This window comes from Bradyrhizobium sp. Leaf396 (assembly GCF_001424605.1).
In the GTDB taxonomy this organism is placed as follows: domain Bacteria; phylum Pseudomonadota; class Alphaproteobacteria; order Rhizobiales; family Xanthobacteraceae; genus Bradyrhizobium; species Bradyrhizobium japonicum_C.
This window is the reverse complement of the sequence record NZ_LMQJ01000034.1, coordinates 72,661-88,340: the sequence shown is the minus strand read 5'-3', so window position 1 is coordinate 88,340 and position 15,680 is coordinate 72,661. Positions and strand designations below refer to the sequence as shown.

16 protein-coding genes are annotated in these 15,680 nt (G+C 65.0%); 8 read left to right on the top strand and 8 right to left on the bottom strand.

Features of this window, described 5'->3' with window-relative positions; all coding sequences use genetic code 11:
* Nucleotides 1-5: 5 nt before the first annotated feature.
* From ASG57_RS25130 to ASG57_RS25110, 5 genes are all read right to left on the bottom strand, one after another.
* Entirely contained in the window at nt 6-1,646 is a 1,641-nt protein-coding gene (locus ASG57_RS25130; RefSeq protein WP_024337134.1) for a lysine--tRNA ligase, read from the bottom strand.
* A 218-nt stretch (nt 1,647-1,864) separates the two neighbouring features.
* Nucleotides 1,865-2,788 carry a transporter substrate-binding domain-containing protein gene (locus ASG57_RS25125; RefSeq protein ID WP_024337135.1) on the bottom strand — a complete coding sequence of 308 codons (924 nt, stop codon included), beginning with the start codon at nt 2,786-2,788 and terminating at the stop codon, nt 1,865-1,867.
* Between the two features lie 165 nt (nt 2,789-2,953).
* Complete coding sequence (locus tag ASG57_RS25120; RefSeq protein WP_024337136.1) at nt 2,954-3,544, bottom strand: SCO family protein; 591 nt, start codon at nt 3,542-3,544, stop codon at nt 2,954-2,956.
* A gap of 24 nt (nt 3,545-3,568) precedes the next feature.
* Complete coding sequence (locus tag ASG57_RS25115; protein WP_024337137.1) at nt 3,569-3,763, bottom strand: hypothetical protein; 195 nt, start codon at nt 3,761-3,763, stop codon at nt 3,569-3,571.
* A gap of 108 nt (nt 3,764-3,871) precedes the next feature.
* Nucleotides 3,872-4,393, bottom strand: coding sequence for a Clp protease/crotonase-like domain-containing protein (locus ASG57_RS25110; RefSeq protein ID WP_057197938.1), 522 nt, complete (start codon nt 4,391-4,393; stop codon nt 3,872-3,874).
* A 266-nt stretch (nt 4,394-4,659) separates the two neighbouring features.
* On the opposite strand from ASG57_RS25110, the gene ASG57_RS25105 reads away from it, so the two are divergent.
* The 7 genes from ASG57_RS25105 (at nt 4,660) to ASG57_RS25075 (ending at nt 12,438) form a co-directional block, all read left to right on the top strand.
* Nucleotides 4,660-6,318 (top strand): FAD-binding dehydrogenase, encoded by a 1,659-nt coding sequence (locus ASG57_RS25105; RefSeq protein ID WP_057197936.1) that lies wholly within the window; start codon nt 4,660-4,662, stop codon nt 6,316-6,318.
* Between the two features lie 15 nt (nt 6,319-6,333).
* Complete coding sequence (locus ASG57_RS25100) at nt 6,334-7,239, top strand: CE1 family esterase (RefSeq protein WP_029673855.1); 906 nt, start codon at nt 6,334-6,336, stop codon at nt 7,237-7,239.
* A gap of 132 nt (nt 7,240-7,371) precedes the next feature.
* Nucleotides 7,372-7,722, top strand: coding sequence for a RidA family protein (locus ASG57_RS25095; protein ID WP_024337141.1), 351 nt, complete (start codon nt 7,372-7,374; stop codon nt 7,720-7,722).
* A gap of 150 nt (nt 7,723-7,872) precedes the next feature.
* A complete protein-coding gene (locus tag ASG57_RS25090) occupies nt 7,873-8,238 on the top strand; it encodes a nuclear transport factor 2 family protein (protein ID WP_024337142.1) in 366 nt (121 codons plus the stop codon).
* Nucleotides 8,239-8,316: 78 nt separating this feature from the next.
* Nucleotides 8,317-10,893 carry a ligase-associated DNA damage response DEXH box helicase gene (locus ASG57_RS25085; RefSeq protein WP_024337143.1) on the top strand — a complete coding sequence of 859 codons (2,577 nt, stop codon included), beginning with the start codon at nt 8,317-8,319 and terminating at the stop codon, nt 10,891-10,893.
* Between the two features lie 119 nt (nt 10,894-11,012).
* A complete protein-coding gene (pdeM, locus tag ASG57_RS25080; protein ID WP_024337144.1) occupies nt 11,013-11,711 on the top strand; it encodes a ligase-associated DNA damage response endonuclease PdeM in 699 nt (232 codons plus the stop codon).
* A 295-nt stretch (nt 11,712-12,006) separates the two neighbouring features.
* Nucleotides 12,007-12,438, top strand: coding sequence for a hypothetical protein (locus ASG57_RS25075; protein ID WP_057197934.1), 432 nt, complete (start codon nt 12,007-12,009; stop codon nt 12,436-12,438).
* A gap of 54 nt (nt 12,439-12,492) precedes the next feature.
* Here the strand turns inward: ASG57_RS25075 and ASG57_RS25070 are convergent, their stop codons facing one another.
* The gene (locus ASG57_RS25070; protein WP_057197932.1) at nt 12,493-13,269 is read right to left on the bottom strand and encodes a DUF2865 domain-containing protein; all 777 of its coding nucleotides are present in this window, start codon (nt 13,267-13,269) and stop codon (nt 12,493-12,495) included.
* A 192-nt stretch (nt 13,270-13,461) separates the two neighbouring features.
* Complete coding sequence (gene pyrE / locus ASG57_RS25065) at nt 13,462-14,025, bottom strand: orotate phosphoribosyltransferase (protein ID WP_057197930.1); 564 nt, start codon at nt 14,023-14,025, stop codon at nt 13,462-13,464.
* A gap of 170 nt (nt 14,026-14,195) precedes the next feature.
* Here pyrE and ASG57_RS25060 point away from each other — a divergent pair, with 170 nt between their 5' ends.
* A complete protein-coding gene (locus ASG57_RS25060) occupies nt 14,196-14,822 on the top strand; it encodes a glutathione S-transferase family protein (RefSeq protein ID WP_057197928.1) in 627 nt (208 codons plus the stop codon).
* A 136-nt stretch (nt 14,823-14,958) separates the two neighbouring features.
* On the opposite strand, the gene ASG57_RS25055 is transcribed toward ASG57_RS25060, so the two are convergent.
* Complete coding sequence (locus tag ASG57_RS25055; protein ID WP_057197926.1) at nt 14,959-15,594, bottom strand: LysE family translocator; 636 nt, start codon at nt 15,592-15,594, stop codon at nt 14,959-14,961.
* Nucleotides 15,595-15,680 lie beyond the last annotated feature (86 nt).

The window sequence follows — 15,680 nt, the reverse complement described above, 5'->3', positions numbered from 1 at the left end:
GCCGCTCACGCGCTCCTTGCCAGCGCGCCGTCGATCATGTTGATCGCGTTCTGAATGCCGTACACCGCGACGAACGAGCCGAAGCGCGGCCCTTTCTCCTGGCCGAGCAGGACCTGGTAGAGCATGTTGAACCAGTCCAGCGTGACGCCCGGACGGCCGTCCTTGCCCTTCTTGACCTGGTCGAGAAACGGCTCGCGGCGGCCGACCTCGTAGACGACGTTCTGGATGTCCTCGGCGGATGCGTTTGGCGCGAGCTGCGACAGTGCATCGCGCAGATCCTGCAGCGCGGCGCGCTCGGTATCCGTGGGCACACGAAACTGCTTCGTCGGCGCGACGAAGTCGCGATAATAGTTGATGGCATAACCCACCATCGCATCGAGCTTCGGATGCGTCTGCGGGCTCACGCCGGGTCGATAGCGACCGATGAAGCCCCACAGCGTCTCGGCATTCTCCGCATTCGACGACGACACCAGCGTCAGCAGCAGCTGGAAGGTGACGGGCATGTCGCCCTTCGGTGGCCTGCCGTTGTGGATGTGCCAGACCGGATTGCCGAGCTGCTGCTTGGCATCCTGCTTGGCAAAACCGTCGATGAATTGCTGATAGTCGTCGACATTGCGCGGGATGACGTCGAAATACAGCCGCTTGGCCGCCTTCGGCTCGCGGTACATGAACAGCGACAGCGATTCCGGCGAGGCGTAGCGCAGCCATTCGTCGATGGTCAGGCCGTTGCCCTTCGACTTCGAGATCTTCTGGCCCTTCTCATCGAGGAAGAGCTCGTAGTTGAAGCCTTCGGGCGGCGTGCCGCCGAGCGCCCTGGCGATTGCGCCGGACAGCTTCACCGAGTCGATCAGGTCCTTGCCTGCCATCTCGTAGTCGACGCCGAGCGCGACCCATCGCATCGCCCAGTCGGCCTTCCACTGGCACTTGACGTTGCCGCCGGTGACGGGAGTCTCGACTTCCTGGTTCGTATCGGGGTCGACATAGGTCACGGTGCCGGCCGCGACGTCGCGACGGATCATTGGCACCTGCAGCACGACACCTGTGGTCTTGCTGATCGGCAGGAACGGCGAATAGGTGGCGCGCCGGTCGGGCCCCAGCGTCGGCAGGATGATCGCCATGATCTTGTCGTAGGCCGCGAGCATCTTCAGCAGCGTCGCATCGAAGCGGCCTGACGTATAATAGTCGGTCGAGCTCGCGAATTCGTAGTCGAAGCCGAAATGATCCAGGAAGGCGCGCAGGCGCGCATTGTTGTGCGCGCCGAAGCTGTCATGCGTACCGAAGGGATCGGGCACGCGCGTCAGCGGCTTGCCGAGATTGGCTTCCAGCGGCGCCCGGTTCTGCACGTTGTCGGGCACCTTGCGCAGGCCGTCCATGTCGTCCGAGAAGGCGAGCAGGCGCGTCTTGACCTTGTCCTCGGTCAGCACGCGGAAGGCATGGCGCACCATCGAGGTCCGCGCGACCTCGCCGAACGTGCCGATATGCGGCAGGCCGGAGGGACCGTAGCCTGTTTCGAACAGCACCTCGTCCTTCGGGCTTTTCTTCAGCCGCGCGACAATGGCCTTCGCCTGCTCGAACGGCCAGGCGTTGGATTGTTCGGCGAGCGCACGCAAGTCGCTCGGGTTCGCGGCGAGATCGATAACGGACATCAGGGGCCTCCGGGCCGCGGAAAATAGCGATTTCCGGGCCAAATGCAATTTTGTGAGCGGTGTTGCCTCTCGCACCGTCGTTGCGAGCCAACGGGTCCGCGCAGAGCGCGGCCCGATGACAGGCTCCGCGAAGCAATCCGGAATCTTTCCGCGGAAACAGTCTGGATTGCTTCGTCGCTGCGCTCCTCGCAACGACGACGGAGGGAGAGGCGTTCGCCTTAGAACGGGCTCACCGAGAAATAGCGTAGCCACAGATCGGTATAGCGGCCTTTCTCCCAGACGCGGAACATCGCCCAGTTGAGGGCCTGACGCAGCACGTCGTTGCCCTTGCGCACGGCAATGCCGATGCCCTCGCCGAAGAAACGGCTCTCGACGAAGGGGCCGCCGGAGAAGGCGCAGCAATCGCCGGAATCCGTACCGTTGATCCAGAATGCGAGCGAGATGGCGTCGCCGAAGATGAAATCGACCTCGCCCCTGCGCAAAGCTGCGCGCACCGCGTCGTCGCCGGGATAGGCGTGCAACTCGGCGTCGGTGAACATCGCCTTGAGATAAGCCTCATGCGCCGAGCCCGCGATCACGCCGACCTTCTTGCCCTCGAGATATTCGGGCCGGATCTCCGGCATCACGGCATCCTTGCGCGAGACGAAGCGCGCCGGCACGCGGTAATAGGGATCGGTGAAATCGACGCGGGCGCGGAGCTGCGGGCTCACCGCCATCGAGGCGATGATGGCATCGCCCCGGTTGGAGGTGAGGGCATCGACCAGCGTCTCGAAGCGGCGCATCTGGACGGTGCAGGTGACCTTGATCTCCTCGCAAAGCGCGCGGGCGAAATCGACATTGAAGCCGGCCGGATTGCCGTCGGCACCGGTGAAATTGAATGGCGGATAGTCGGTCTCCGTCAGGAATCGGATGACGGTGAGGCGCGACAGGTCCGGCCGCTCCGGTCGTCGGCGCGGGTCCCAGAAGCCGGGCACGGCCTGCGGGGCTGCTTGGGGCGCGGCTTGCGGCGCGGCTGGAGGCCGCTTGGCGGGCGCCTGGGCCTCGGCGGCAGGCAGGCTCGCGAGCAAGCATGCGGCCACGGCCAGCCCGGTCAGCAAGCCACGGGCAGATTTGGACGATTTCGCCTGTTGCGATGGTGCCATCGGCCGGGAATGAACGAACTTCGTTGGGATCGGAGGGCTTATAGACCATCCCAGCGGGAACGCGAGTGCCGATTATGGGCTGGATCGTTAGGCCGGCCTTGTCCCGGGCACCCACGTTCTGCGCGCGCCGAGCCGTGGATGGCAAGCCCGGCCGTGACGGCTGGATCAGAGATACTTCTTCAAATCCGCCGCGGCTTCCTCGGGCGTCCGCTTCAGATTGAACGGAGACACGAACCTCCCCTCGCGGTCCATCAGATAGATCAGCGCGGTGTGGTCCATAGTGTAGTCGCCGTCCTTGGTCGGGACCTTCTTGGCGTAGACCCGGTAGGAGCTGATGACCTTGGCGGTCTCGGCTGGATCGCCGGACAGGCCCTGGAGGTGGGGATCGAAGCTCGAAAGATAATCCTTCATCGTTGCAGGCTTATCGCGCTCGGGATCGACCGAGATGAAGACGGCGTTGATCTTGTCGGCATCCTTGCCCATGACGCGCAGCACTTCCGAGATTTCGAACAACGAGGTTGGGCAGACGTCGGGGCAATGGGTGTAGCCGAAGAAGATCAGGGTCGGCTTGCCTTTCAGGCTCTTGTCGGTCACGGCCTTGCCGTTCTGGTCGGTCAGCTGGAATGGGCCGCCGATCGCGGCCGGTTGCGCCATTTTGCCGACCCCGCCCATCGCCCAGAACATGATCAGGAGCCCGACAATCAGGCTTGCGGCGAAGGCGGTCGCAATCACCAGCGCACGGGTGGCGGAGCTCATGGGCGGATAACTTCCTGTCGCAGCTCAGAAACAGGCGGCAAGGCCAGTCCTGATCATTTCGAAGAACACGTGGCTGCCATAGTGGAACCAAAGTGCCAGCGCACCGATCACCACAAGACCGCCAACGGCCGTGCCGCCCCAGACCAGCACGGATGGCATCCGGCCGGGATTGGGCGAATTGTCCGATAGCCGATGCGCTGGATGCAGTGGTTGAGCCATGACAACGAGCGGGACGAAGGCCCCGGTTCCCTGGCTCTCAGATAGGCTCTGCGCAGCCTGCGGGCAAGCCGCCGCTTGGGCGTAAAACAACCCGTCAGGCTGCGAGGATCAGCGGAGGAGCTGGCCCCGAGCGGATTCAAGTGGCTCCGTCTGTGGCAGCGACCGGCGCGACGGCTTGGCCGTCGAGGCCTGCGCGTCCAGGTAGCAGGGCTTGTACATGGCCTCGAGCTGCTTGCCCTTCAGGAAAAGCATGCGATGAGTGAGCCCGCCCCGCTGGCCGATCCACCGCCTCACCTGAGAGGGATACATCGCATACAGCATCTGCGTTGCTTCGGGATTGGTGACGGCGCGGCCGTTGGCGCCGAAATCCCAGGCAGCGTGGAAGCCGAGCGTCGCATGCGAGGTCACGCAGATGCGGTCGTGCGGGATGGCGCCAAGGACAATGGTGCAAGCGGAGGCGCAAAGGCCGTCGATGATGACGGTTTCGCCCGATTGCCTGAGGTCCTGGTATTTGTCGACGTAGGTTCCGATCCGGCCGCCGCGGTCGTCCGCGATACGAACCACTGCGTGAGAAGCCCCCATGCCCGCCATCAGGAGAACCGACGCAAGCAACCCCGTCAGAAACTTCATTGTCCCCCGCCCCAGTCGTATTCGAATCTGCGTGTCAGGTGGTGATGCGCAGCCAGCGTCCGTCGTAACCAAGGTTTTGTCTAGGCAGGCGGGCTGACTCAAAAGAAATTCAAATCCAGTGTTGCGTTCGCGCTGCACTCCGGCGGTCTCAATCCCAAAGTGGAACAAGTTAACGAGGTCTTACCGCGCCAACCCTTGATCTCAGCTACAACCGCTGGCTTCAATCCGGGCAATTACAGGGGGAACTCGTGGAGGGGAAAACACGGATGGCTGAAGAGACTGATGTCATCGTCGTTGGCGCGGGACTGTCGGGCCTCGTCGCCGCGACCGAGATTGCGGATGCGGGCAAGCGCGTGATCGTTGTGGACCAGGAAGGCGAGCAGTCGATCGGCGGCCAGGCGTTCTGGTCGTTCGGCGGATTGTTCCTGGTCGATTCGCCGGAGCAGCGCCGGCTCGGCATCAAAGACTCGATCGAGCTCGCGATGCAGGATTGGCTCGGCACGGCCGGCTTCGACCGCGACGAGGACTTCTGGCCGCGCAAATGGGCCGAGGCCTATGTGGCGTTCGCAGCAGGCGAGAAGCGTGACTGGCTGCGGGCCATGGGCCATCGCATCTTCCCCGTGGTCGGATGGGCCGAACGCGGCGGCTACGACGCGATGGGCCATGGCAATTCGGTGCCGCGCTTTCACGTCACCTGGGGAACCGGGCCCGGCATCGTCGAGCCGTTCGCGCGCCGCGCGCGCGAGGCAATGAACAGCGGCCGGTTGCTCTTCAGATTCCGCCATCGCGTCGACGCACTGTCCATTACCAACGGCACTGTGGATGGCGTCAGCGGCACCGTCCTCGCTCCGGACCCTATCGACCGTGGTAAGAGTTCCTCCCGCAACGCGACCGGCGAGTTTGCCCTGAAGGCGCAGGCCGTGATCGTCGCCTCCGGCGGCATCGGCGGCAACCACGAACTGGTCCGGCAGAACTGGCCGAAGCGGCTCGGCGATCCCCCGAAATTCATGATCTCCGGCGTGCCCGAGCATGTTGACGGCCGCATGATCGGCATTACGGAAAAATCGGGCGCGCGGCTGATTAATCGCGATCGCATGTGGCATTACGTCGAGGGCATCCAGAACTGGTCGCCGATCTGGCCGCGCCATGGTATCCGGATCCTGCCCGGCCCCTCCTCAATGTGGTTCGACGCCACAGGCAAGCGGCTGCCGGCGCCGCTGCTCCCGGGGTCCGACACGCTCGGCCAGCTCAAATACATCATGTCCACCGGCTATGACTATTCCTGGTTCATCCTGACCCAGAGCATCATCAAGAAGGAGTTTGCACTGTCGGGCTCGGAGCAGAATCCCGACCTCACGGGCAAGAGCTGGCGCATGACGTTGCGCCGCGCCACCAACAAGGGGGCGCCGGCTCCGGTGGAGGCGTTCAAAAGCCATGGTGTCGACTTCATCGTGCGCGACAAGCTCGACGAACTCGTTGCGGCCATGAACAAGCTCGCCGGCAGCGATCTCCTCAAGCTCGAGCACATCAAGATGCAGATCGAGGCGCGTGACCGCGAGATCGCCAACCCCTACGTCAAGGACGCGCAAGTGATGAACATCCACAATGCGCGCCGCTATATCGGCGACAGGCTGATCCGCACCGCTCCCCCGCACCGCATCCTGGATCCTGCGCATGGGCCGCTGATCGCGGTGAAGCTCAACATCCTCACCCGCAAGACGCTGGGCGGCTTCGAGACCGATCTCGATTCGCGCGTGTTCGGCGAAGAGGGCAGCGTGATCCCCGGCCTCTATGCCGTCGGCGAAGCCGCCGGCTTCGGCGGCGGCGGCATGCATGGCTATCGCTCGCTGGAAGGCACTTTTCTTGGCGGGTGTCTGTTCTCGGGCCGCAAGGCGGGCCGCGCCGCGTCGAAAGCGGTGGGTTAGATCGTGGGACGACGGATGCAGGTTGGGGTGTTTCTTGCGGCGTTGATCGCCGCCTCGGCTGCATCCGCCGAGACGATCGACGTCAACGGCGTGAAGCGCTCCTACACGGCGCAGCTGCCGGGCAAGAGGCTGGTACCGCTCGTGGTCGTGCTGCATGGCAAGTCCCGGCGCGGTGCCGACATGATCGCGCGGACGACCTGGCCTCAGGTTGCGAAGCGCGAGGGCCTTGCTGTGGTCTTTCCGGACGGGCTCAACAATGCGTGGGCAGACGCGCGAACGAAGGCCGGGCCTGCCCTGCGCGGACCGCCAGCGGGTACCGACGACGTCGCGTTCATCGCGAAAATCGTCGACAAGCTGGTGGCCGACGGCACGGCTGACGCAAAGCGCGTCTTCATCGCGGGCGTCTCCAACGGCGGCGCCATGGCAATGACCATGGCCTGCGCGCGCGCCGATCTGTTTGCGGCAGCTGCGAGTGTGATCATGAATCTCACCGACGAGGCCGCCGTCACGTGCCATCCGTCGCGGCCGCTCCCGATGCTGCTCATGAACGGCACCGCCGACCTGCTGGTCCCCTACGCCGGTGGACGCGGAACGAGCTATTTCGCCGCGGATGGATTCTGGTCGACCGACGAGACGCTGGCGTTCTGGCGCAGGCTCAATGGCTGCGAGGTTGAAGACGCGGAGACGACCGATTTGCCCGACAGGGCGCCCGCAGACCATTCCACGGTGACGCGGATCTCCTCGCGTTGCCCCCAAGGACACGACGTGGTGCTCTATCGCGTCAATAGTGGCGGCCACCGCGTGCCCGGATTTGTTCCGGATGCCCGCTTTCCGAAGATCGCAGCCGGCCTGCTGGGGCCGCAGAACATCGACATCGACGGTGCCGAGACGATCTGGACGTTCTTCAGCAGTTTTCCCTGAGGCGACGCAATCGGCCGAGACTCCGTCCGTCGCAGGCGACACATGCGGGCCCGGCGGCGCATGCGCGCCCCGGGGTGGCGGAGTGCGAGGTGCTGGGCTAGACAGAGCCGCCATTTCACCAGGAGACCCCCAATGAGCATTCAGCGTTTCGAAACCGGCCCGCGCATGAGCCAGGTCGTCGTGCACGGCAACACCGTCTATCTCGCCGGCGTCGTCGCCAACAAGGCGGCCGGCGAGAGCGTGACGAAGCAGACCCAGGATATCCTGGCGACCATCGACGCCCACCTCGCCAAGGCCGGCACCGACAAGTCGAAGCTGCTCTCGGCAACGATCTACATCACCGACATGAAGACCTTCGGCGAGATGAACGCGGTGTGGGACGCCTGGGTCTCGCCCGGCAACACGCCGGCGCGCGCCACCGTCGAAGCCAAGCTGGCGGCGCCGCAATACACGGTCGAGATCATGGTCACCGCGGCGAAGTGATTTTCGCCGACGATCCGAAATGAAGCGCGATGAGACCCATCATCGCGCTTCTTTTTTCGCGCATCGATGACGTCCGAGGTAATCGATCCCGGTGCGCAAACCTTCGATAGTGACGGTCAGCCGGAGACGGCTTCATCGAAGGAGAGCAACATGACCGACCACACCGCCATCGCCCTTTGCTATATCGATGTCTGGAACGAGCGCATGGCGAGCCGCCGCCGCGAGCTGCTGAGCGAAACCTGGACGGCGGATGCCAGCTATGTCGATCCCGTCATGAAGGGTGACGGCCGGGACGGCATCGAGGCGCTGATCGCAGGCGTGCAGCAGCGCTTCCCCGATTTCAAGTTCAAGCTGATCGGCGAACCCAACGGCTACGGCGATCACATCCGCTTTTCGTGGGGACTTGGTCCTGACGGCGCCGACAGCCCGATCAAAGGCACTGATTTCGCGGTGCTGAGGGACGGGCGGATCAAGAGCGTGATCGGATTCCTGGACCAGGTGCCGGCGGAGGTGTGAGAGCTCTGGGTCTTCTTGTGAAGCCGGGGAGGGCGCAGCCCCTCGACGAAGCCATCCTCACGGCTTACCTGTCATGCCGTGCCGCCCCGGATTCTACAAAAATCGGTCGAGACGCCTGCCCTTCTGCCCGATCGCTTCCAGCGATGGTTTGCAGCCCGCGGCTGGTCGCCGCGCGCACATCAATTGGCGCTGCTCGAGAAGGCGCGCGAGGATGCCAGCGCGCTGCTGATCGCGCCGACCGGCGCGGGCAAGACGCTGGCCGGATTTCTGCCGACGTTGGTGGAGCTGTCGATCGATCCCATCGAACGCGAGGCAAGCACGAAGCAAAGCCTCGTCTCCACCGGCCGCGGCCTGCAACGGACCGGCGGCTTGCACACGCTGTACATCTCGCCCCTCAAGGCGCTCGCCGTCGACATCGCGCGCAACCTCGAGCGTCCCATCGCCGAGATGGGCCTGCCGATCAAGGTCGAGACCCGCACCGGCGACACGCCGGTGTCGCGGCGCCAGCGGCAGCGGCGATATCCGCCGGATGTTCTGCTGACGACGCCCGAGCAGCTCGCGCTGTTGCTCTCCTCGGACGATGCGCCGTTCCTGTTTTCCTCGCTGAAGCGCATCGTGCTCGACGAGCTGCATGCGCTGGTGACGTCCAAGCGCGGCGATCTGCTCTCGCTCGGGCTGGCCCGACTGTGGCGTCTTGCGCCGCAGATGCGCGCGATCGGCCTGTCGGCGACCGTGGCCGAGCCGGATCAGCTTGCGCGCTTCCTGGTACCGCAGCCCGACGGCACGGAAGCCGCGGCCGACATCGTCGTCGCCGGCGGCGCTGCGCCGCCCGTGGTCGAGATGCTCGATACCCGCGAGCGGCTGCCCTGGGCCGGCCACAGCGCGCGCCACGCGCTTCCCGAGATCTACGAGCTGATCAAGGCGAACAAGACCACGCTTGTCTTCGTCAATACCCGCAGCCAGGCCGAAATGCTGTTCCAGAATCTCTGGAGCATGAACGACGACGGCCTCGCCATCGCGCTGCATCACGGCTCGCTCGACGTCGCGCAGCGCCGCAAGGTCGAGGACGCGATGTCGGCGGGCCGGCTGCGCGGCGTGGTCTGCACCTCCTCGCTCGACCTCGGTGTCGACTGGGGTGACGTCGATCTCGTCGTCAATATCGGTGCTCCCAAGGGCTCCTCGCGCCTGATGCAGCGCATCGGCCGCGCCAACCACCGCCTCGACGAGGCCTCGCGCGCGGTACTGGTGCCGGCCAACCGATTCGAGGTGCTGGAGTGCCGCGTCGCCATCGACGCCATTGCCGAGAACGCCCAGGATACGCCTCCCTTGCGCACCGGTGCCCTCGACGTGCTGGCTCAGCACGTGCTGGGCTGTGCCTGCGGCGAGCCGTTCCTTTCTGACAAACTGTATGCCGAGGTGCGCACAGCCGCGCCCTACGCCGGCCTGTCGCGGCAGGATTTCGACGACGTCATCGATTTTGTCGCCTCCGGCGGTTACGCGCTGAAGACCTATGAGCGCTTCGCCCGCATCAAGCAGGACAAGGAGGGGCATTGGCGTGTCGCCAATCCCAAGGTGCGGCAGAGCTATCGGATGAACGTCGGCACCATCGTCGAGGACGACATGCTGAAGGTGCGCCTGGTGCGCTCCCGCGGCGGCGGTGCAGGTTCTACTGGAGTGATTGCGCGTGGCGGCCGGCTGCTCGGCGAGATCGAGGAAGCCTTCATCGAGGGCCTGAGCCCCGGCGATACCTTCGTGTTTTCGGGCGAGGTGGTGCGCTACGAGACACTGGTCGAGGATCAGGTCTATGTCTCGCGCGCACACGACAAGGATCCGAAGGTGCCGTCCTATATGGGCGGCAAATTCCCGCTCTCGACCTATCTTGCCGAGCGCGTGCGCCGACTGCTCGACGACGGCCGCGCATGGGGCGGCCTGCCGGAGCAGGTGCGCGACTGGCTGTCACTGCAGAAGGACGTCTCGCGCGTGCCCGCGGTGCGCGAGCTTCTGGTCGAGAGCTTTCCGCGCGCCAACAAGCACTACCTGGTCTGCTATCCATTCGAGGGCCGTCTTGCGCATCAGACCCTCGGCATGCTGCTGACGCGCCGCCTCGAGCGCGCCCGTGCGCGGCCGCTCGGCTTCGTCGCCAACGAATATGCCGTGGCGATCTGGGCGCTCGGCGACATGTCGTTCATGATTCGTGACGGCAGGATCGACCTCGACGCGCTGTTCGACCCCGACATGCTCGGCGACGATCTGGAAGCCTGGCTCGCCGAATCAGCGCTGATGAAGCGCACGTTCCGCAACTGCGCGATCATCTCCGGCTTGATCGCGCGCCGCCACACCGGTGAGGAGAAGAGCCGCCGCCAGGTGCTGTTCTCGACCGATCTCGTCTACGACGTGTTGCGCAAGCACCAGGCGGATCACGTGCTTTTGCGCGCCGCGCGGGCCGATGCCGCCACCGGTCTGCTCGACCTGCGCCGACTGAGCGACATGTTGATGCGCATCCACGGTCGCATCACGCACCGGGAACTCGACCGCGTCTCCCCGCTGGCGGTGCCCGTGATGCTGGAAATCGGCCGCGAGTCAGTTTATGGCGAAGCTGCAGACGAACTGTTGGCGGAAGCCGCCGACGAACTCGTCAAAGAGGCGATGTCGTAAACTGCTGCAGCAATGTCTTTCCGCGGCCCAACTCTCTCCATGTCGCCCCCGGGCTTGACCCGGGCATCCACGTCTTTCCTGCAGCGGCAAGAACGTGGACGGCCGGGACGCGCCCGGCCATGACGGACAACGTTGCGCTATCGCTCTCTTCGGCGCTTGCGCTCGATATCGCAGGTGTATCGCTCCAAGCCGATCTCTCCGGCGCGCTGTTCTGGGAAGAGCAGCGCCTGCTCGTCGTCTCGGACCTGCATTTGGAGAAGGGCTCGAGCTTTGCCACGCGCGGCGTGCTGTTGCCGCCTTACGATACCATTGCGACGCTGAGCCGGCTCGCTGCTGTCATCTCCCGCCACAATCCGCAAGTCATCGTTGCGCTGGGCGACAGTTTTCACGACCGCAGCGCGCATGGGCGCCTATCGGCGGAAGACCGCGACACGGTCGCCGCGCTCCAGGCCGGCCGCGACTGGATATGGATCTCAGGCAATCACGATCCCATGTTGCCGCCCGATCTCGGCGGCACCGTCGCGGACGAGGTCGCGATCGGCCCGATCACCTTCCGCCACGAGCCGACCGGCTCGGATGGCGAGATCGCCGGTCATCTGCACCCGAAGGCGCGTGTCTCCGCGCGCGGCCGCTCGCTGGAGCGCCGGTGCTTTGCGAGCGACGGGATGCGCGCCGTGATGCCGGCGTTCGGCGCCTATGCCGGTGGCCTCAGCATCCGCGACGCCGCCTTCGCAAAGATCTTCCCGAAGAACGGCTTTGTCGCCCATCTCCTCGGCGATCGCCGGGTCCATGCCATCGCGGCCTCCCGCTGTTATTGAGATCCGGGCCCAAATTAGGACAGCACTCCAGCCAGTACTTTTCCGGAATCGCACAAGCCTGCCGCCGGTTCTAACCTCACGCTTGCCGGGGCTGGAATTTCTCATCCCGAACAAGATTGTAACCGGCAGGGGGTCGCTGCGAGGCGGCCCCTTTCGATTCCCGGCATTCGCCTGGACCGGCAGCGCCGGTGCCGTGAACGAATTAAGAACACTTTAGCAAGTCTTTGATATATCATTATGATTCGGCGCATTGCCGACACAATATCTAGCGTCTGACAGACCTTGCGAGAACTAGATGTCCACCATCGCCTTCGATCAGTTTGCCCTCACCCGGATCGCCGATTTCGCGCGCTCGCTGTCGCGGCTGCATCAGGCGGCACGGCGCCATGCCGTCGATGACGACCAGTTCGACCGCGAGTTCAACGCAGTGTGCCAGTCGATCTGGGGCTACACCATCGACGACATCAGCGACGATCTGTTCTCGACGGAGGACCATCTGTTTCTCGACACGCTCGACGAGGCGCATGCGCGCATCTTCGCGGCCGAGCAGGGTTATGATCTCGTCGGCGATCAGGGCATGCTGACCGACTGGTGGGGCTTTTGCTGGATGATCCTGGCCGAGAAGCGCGGCCTCCTGACCCCGGAAAACCGCGCCGCTGCGCGGGTGGCGATCGAGGAGAAATATCTGGCAGCGCCGAACGTGATCGGGGTGATCATCGGAAGGTGACGCTGCAACCGCCGTCATTGCGAGCGCAATGACGATGTTGTGACAGATTGGCCTTTAATCCAATCCCGCCCGCTTGGCAGGCTTCTGGGTCTTCGGCACCGACACATCCGGCAGCGGCTCGCGCACGATCTCGGCTGCGGCCGGCGCATCGGCCGACACCGTCTCGGCGCGCACCGGCGCCACCTTCATCTCGCCAAGCCGCGCGCGGACCTGGGCGGTGAGGCCGGGATAGGAAGCAACCGGGGTGAAGTCGGCAGCCTGGTCGTTGCCGACGCGAATGCCGGTATAGGCGACGAGCCCGTCGGTGGTGGCGATCACGTCGCCCGCCTTCAGCGAGGAATCCAGCGCAAGGTCAACCGGAGCCAGGCCGACCGGCTCGCGGCCGTTGCAGGTGCAGTCGGCGCGGAGCGCCTTGCGATAGGCGAACGCGTTCTCGCTGTCTGCATAGCGCTCGCCGGTCTGCGAATAAGCGCCCTCGATGCTGGAGCCGAAATAGACTTTTGTCGCGCTGGCAGGACAGAACGCCTGGCACATCTGCGCCGGTGAGACGAGGCCGCGCATCAGCGGGAAATATTTGCCGTCGCAGCTGCGCACGCAGAAGGCCGGCCCCGAGCCGCCGGCCGCCGCCGAGCGGGTTGGCGGCACATATTGCGGTGTCGCCCCATTCTGCTGGCCGGTGAAGGGATCGGCGTAGGAGTTTGCCTGCTGCGGCACCTCGCGCTGCGGCCGCTGCTGCGGCATGCCGCCGAAGAGGAAGTCGAACAGGCCTTCGGCCGAGACTGGGGCCGGGACTGCAAGCAGCGGCGCTGCCAGCGTGGCGGCTACAAGCATCGCGCGACGCTGCCGGCGCGCATGGGACGAGATTGTACGCAAACGCCTACTCCACCCGACGCTACTGAACCGGCTGGAACCCCTTGGGTCTCAGCACATGATTCACCATAAGAGCGGATGGTAAACGAGCGGTTGAGGGGGCCGGTTTCGTGCTCTGGAGGCTGCACAGCGCGCCGCGCCCGGGGACACCCGCTACCCCTTCAAGAACTCCGACGCCTTGTACAGTGAGCGGAACGGCAGGCCGGCCGCACCGAACGTGTCGGTGGCGCCTTCCTCGCGGTCGACCATCGTCAGCACCAGCACCACCTTGGCGCCGGCCTCGCGCACCGATTCCACCGCCTTCATCGCCGAGCCGCCAGTGGTCGTGACGTCCTCGACGATCACGACGCGCTTGCCCGCCAGCGTCTCGCCCTTGGGCAGGCCCTCGATCGCGAGCTTGGCGCCGTGCTCCTTCGGTTTCTTGCGCACGAAGAAGGCCGCGATCGGATGGCCCTTGATCCAGGAGATCTGCGCCAGCGCGCCGGCGAGCGGCACGGCGCCCATCTCGAGCCCGCCGATGAAATCGAGCTGCTCATCCTTCAGTGCCTCGTACGTGAGTTCGGCGAGCAGCGTTGCGCCCTCGGGGTCGAGCATGGTCGGCTTGAGGTTGAAGTAGAAATCGCTCTTGCGGCCCGACGCGAGCGTCACCTCGCCGCGGCCGAATGAGCGCCGGCGGATGATTTCGAACAGGCGGGCGCGGGAGGCGGATTTCGACACGGCGGTCCCTCGAACAGCGTTTTAGGTGGGGGCGGAATTTATCCGCGACGGACGCGACATTCCAGAGGGGGCATCTCCCGTCAACAGGGATCGGTCACCCCGGGCTGCCGGTTGTGAGGGCGCAACCTTCCGGAGTAGTTAAGGGGCAGGCTTCTTGGGAAGGAAACGGAATGACCATCGAGCTCTACACCTGGAACACGCCGAACGGCCGCAAGATCTCGGTCGCGTTGGAGGAGATGGGGCTGCCTTACAAGGTGATCCCGGTCAACATCACCAAGGGCGAGCAGATGGCGCCCGAGTTCCTCAAGCTCTCGCCCAACAACAAGATCCCCGCGATCGTCGACCCCGAGGGCCCCGATGGCAAGCCTGTCAGCATCTTCGAATCCGGCGCCATCCTGCTCTATCTCGGCGAGAAGACCGGCAAATTCCTGCCGAAATCGCTTGGCGGCCGCATCCCGGTTTACGAATGGCTGATGTGGCAGATGGGCGGCTTCGGCCCGATGCCGGGCCAGGTTCACCATTTCATCGCGCTGGAGAACGAGCAGGATCGCGCCTACGGCCTGAAGCGCTACATGGCCGAGACGCGCCGGCTCTATGGCGTCCTGGACCGGCAGCTCGAGGGTCGGGAGTTCGTGGCCGGCGAGCTCTCGGTTGCCGATTTTGCCATCCTGGGCTGGGCTTGGCGTCACCCTCGCCACAAGGTTGATCTGGCCGACTTCCCCAACGTCAAGCGCTGGTACGAGGCGCTGATGGCGCGCCCGGCGGTCAAGCGCGGGATGGAAGCGAAGCTGGATTGAGGCTGCTGACGCGCTTTCGTGCCCCGGACGCGGTACAGCGCGCAAGCGGTGCGCTGCAAAACCGGGGCGCATGTAGCGATGGGTCGCGGCTCTGCGCAGCAGCGCGTCCGGGGCACGGGTGTGATCGCGGCCTCCGCTACACCTTCTTCGCTTCGACCGCCATCCGCACCGCGAGCCCGGCCAGCACCGTGCCCATCAGCCAGCGCTGCACCAGCATCCAGCTCGGCCGCGTCGCCAGGAACAGTGCGATTGATCCTGCCGCGAGCGCGATCATCGCATTCACGCTGACGCTGATCGCGATCTGGATGGCCCCGAGCACCAGCGACTGCGCCAGCACGCTGCCGGCGGAGGGATCGATGAATTGCGGCAGCAGCGCCAGATACAGCATCGCGATCTTTGGGTTGAGCAGGTTGGTGACGAAGCCCATGGCGAACAATTTGCGCGGGCTGTCGACCGCGAGCTTTCTGACCTGGAACGGCGAACGCCCGCCCGGCTTCACCGCCTGCCAAGCGAGCCACAGCAGATAGGCGGCACCGGCAAAGCGCAGCGCGTCATAGGCGAAGGGAATGGCGAGCAGCAGCGCCGTGATGCCGAACGCGGCGCACAGCATGTAGAACACGAAGCCGAGCGCGACGCCGCCGAGCGAGACGATGCCCGCCGCGGCGCCTTGCGTGATCGAGCGCGAGATCAGATAGATCATGTTCGGCCCGGGCGTGAGAACGAGGCCAAGGCAGACGAGGGCGAAGCCGAGCAGCGAGTGGGTGTGGGGCATGGGTGAACCGGTGCGCGAGATGCACCAGCTCTAATATGCGCGGAACGGTGACACCACCTCGCAATTGCTCGGAGGACAATCGGGTT